This window comes from Peribacillus sp. YIM B13481, assembly GCF_042787985.1.
Classification (GTDB): Bacteria; Bacillota; Bacilli; order Bacillales; family DSM-1321; genus Peribacillus; species Peribacillus simplex_A.
The window spans coordinates 1-3,189 of record NZ_JBHZPE010000113.1 but is presented as its reverse complement, the minus strand read 5'-3'; the positions used below and the strand labels follow the sequence as shown (position 1 = coordinate 3,189).

The window sequence follows — 3,189 nt, the reverse complement described above, 5'->3', positions numbered from 1 at the left end:
TTGCATTCATCGATTTCAAAGAATGACTTCCATGTTTTAAACAAAATTTCGATTTGCCAACGCAGGGAATAGAGGGAATGAACATAGTCAGTGGGAACTTCTTCTGGTGATGTATTCGTTATGTAGACATTCATACCCATCAAGTGCTTACTTTTCTCCTTCATGACAATGCCTTTCTTCTTTTCTCGAATGCTTGGTTTTTTAGGCGTGTTTGCGTTTGATCATCGGTTAAACGATGGATCATGACACGTGCTGGAAGCTTCTGATTTTGACCAATGTATGCTTCAGTGATTTCCAGTGTTTCACCAGAGGTTAGATGGGACATCATTTGTGTCATATCAAGCTGGATGTATTCGGTTTGTTTTTTTAACGTGCCATTGTTGAAAAATTCTGGATCAGGGTTCTTGATATAAATACGTGTATTTAACTTCAACCGAGAAATATAATAAGCCTCTTTATCATGAATGGCTTGTAAGTCTCCTAAATCAAAGTAACCAAGATCACGTAAACATAAATCGCCTTTCTCTACAGTTTCAAGGCAGATTGTACCGTATGTTTTATCATTGTTTTTTCCTGGTCCTACCTGTACGTTTAAAAATTGGCCACTTAATAAATCGTATTCCAATTGGATTTTCACCCCTGCAGTATGACTACTCCCTCCAGAGCCTTGATAATTTGTGGCGAAGGAATCAGGTAGCTGAAATACAGTCGCATCTAAAATCCGAATACGTTCGAAAGCAGAAATCATGTGTGAAGAAAGCGAATGATTTAAACAGAGATTTTGTGTTAGGAGTGAAGTAAAGACTTCTCGGAGGAATGCGACAGCTGCTGGATTAAAGCGCTGATTCAGCCCTTCTGGGCTTATTAGTACACCCATGGAAGCCTCCAAACGACTACATAATTGCGTAAGTGATGTACTAGCGACTTCTTGGCTGAGCCAAACGCACAGGGCGATAAGTCCATTTGCTTGATACTTACTAGATCGTTGTACAAAGCCCACCTGTTTGGCCGTTTCTTGTAGGACTATTGGGGATAGAAAACGTTGTAATTCTTTTGCAAAAAGTGTCAGTTCACTGGAGACGATAGGATTCATAAAAAAACACCATCCTTTCTCGTAAACTTCTTACGATAAGCATAGCGTTTTTTCATTTTTGAAGGTATTGTTTAAACTTAGCTTGATGGGCATGTGGTGGTACCCCTTTATTGCATTAGATAGTAATGTAATTTATAATACGTTTAAATGATTAAATTCTTAAACGGAAGGTAATGTTAGCGAAATGAACTGTAATGATAAAGTAATGCATATTTTAGAAAATTTAAGACCATGTTTTCAAGGGTTGGGGGATCCAACTCGTCAGCAAATTGTATCACTTTTAATTGATAAAGATAGCTTGAATGTGACGCAAATTGCTGAGAATATTCCTATGTCAAGACCTACTGTATCTCATCATTTGAAAATATTGAAACAATCAGGGTTACTTCAAGTTCAGAAAAAAGGCACTGAAATGTATTATTGTCTTGAATTTAATGAAACAATAAATCTTTTAAAAGAACTTGTTTCTTTAGTTGAAGATGAATGTAAGAACTAGGTATTCATTTATAGTTTAGGGACACCTTTTGTCCCTTTTTTTAGCGATAATATGTTAAAAGGTTTAAGTTTTTAATCATTTAAACTTATAATCTCACACTAATTAAAATGGAGGTTTCAGATGAATAAAAAAACAGTATTAATTGTTGGTGGGTATGGAGTTGTTGGTAGTCAAATTGCTCGAATTTTACATGATCGACATCCTGATTTGGAAATTAGATTAGGAGGAAGAACCTTAGGGAAAGCGTTACCTTTTGAATCAGAGAGAGTAAAAATAGTCAAGGTAGACAACACAACAGATGATCCTTTAAGAAATTTGGATGATAATTTCACATTAGTTGTTAATGCGGTTAATGACCCTCAAGATAGACTACTCCTATCTGCAGTTCGAAAAAAAATTCCATTGGTTGACATTACTCGTTGGACTGAACGCTTTAAGAGTTCTATTGATCGATTAAAAAATGTTGAGGTCCAATCCCCTGTTGTATTAGCTTCAGGGTGGATGGGGGGGACAGCAGCCCTTTTTTCTAAAATTTATTCAAAAGATCTTCAAGAGGTTACGGTTGATATCAACGCACTATATTCTCTTCAAGACAAAGCAGGACCAAATTCAACAGCGTATATGGACCGGTTAACTATTCCGTTTGAAGTCAAAGCTCGAGAGGGAATGCGACAGGCTTATCCAATGACTAATCCAATCAAAGTCCGCTTTCCAAACGGTTATATAACCAAATGTTATCGTTTGGATACTCCCGATCACGTAACCCTGCCAGAATCAATTCATGCTGTTTCGACTAACTTTCGTATTGCTTTTGATAGTAAAATATCTACATATGGACTGGTTTCTCTGGTGAATACAGGGATTTGGAAAATGATTAGTGGAGAAAAATTTACCAATTTACGGAAAAATATTCTCTATAAACCCGGAAGGGGAAGTGCACATAACATAGTTATTCATCTTAAAGGTTATGATGCTACTGGTGTATTGCATAGACGATGTGTGAACATATCAGATCCGTTAGGACAGACACATCTTACTGCTTTAGGAGCAGCTGTCCAAGCAGAGAACATTTTACAAACATCTGATATTGTGGTTCCGGATTCTGAAATTTACTTTCCGGAAAATCTATTAGATTTGGGTGTGAATGCATCTGCAATTTTAGATTTTTATAGGGAATATGGGGTTAATATTACGAAAGAAAATATATAAAAGGTACCGTTCTATTCGTGGTAGTACACATATGGCTATCAAGCTAAGAAAAGTAAATACCCCCAGAACGAAATTTTTTGCTAACTTGTAGCAAAAAAGCTCATTTTTTCGTTTTGGGGTAATTCTGAATGCTTAAGTTGATGGGCATGTGGCGGTACCCCAATAAAAACCGAAATCCCTCCTGTATTAAGGTAGATATTTATAAAGTTGGCTTTTTTATGGTGATAGCTTGGACAGTATGTCTTACTGAACTAACGGGTGCGTTAGCTGAAGATCGGAGCTGTCTTTAAGGCAGCTTCTTCTTATGCAACTATCGGGGCAGCATTCCTGTAATCAGTGAAATTGAAGTTTGAACAAAAAAATAACCTCTTGGTAGAATGAGAGAGTCCTG

2 protein-coding genes and 1 pseudogene are annotated in these 3,189 nt (G+C 36.7%); 2 read left to right on the top strand and 1 reads right to left on the bottom strand.

The window, feature by feature from the left end; genetic code table 11:
• A pseudogene (locus tag ACFX4X_RS25300) lies at positions 1-1,093 on the bottom strand (IS4 family transposase); the annotation flags it as partial.
• A gap of 184 nt (positions 1,094-1,277) precedes the next feature.
• On the opposite strand from ACFX4X_RS25300, the gene ACFX4X_RS25295 reads away from it, so the two are divergent.
• A complete protein-coding gene (locus ACFX4X_RS25295) occupies positions 1,278-1,589 on the top strand; it encodes an ArsR/SmtB family transcription factor (protein ID WP_002013825.1) in 312 nt (103 codons plus the stop codon).
• Between the two features lie 120 nt (positions 1,590-1,709).
• Entirely contained in the window at positions 1,710-2,798 is a 1,089-nt protein-coding gene (locus ACFX4X_RS25290; RefSeq protein WP_377387621.1) for a saccharopine dehydrogenase NADP-binding domain-containing protein, read from the top strand.
• Positions 2,799-3,189 lie beyond the last annotated feature (391 nt).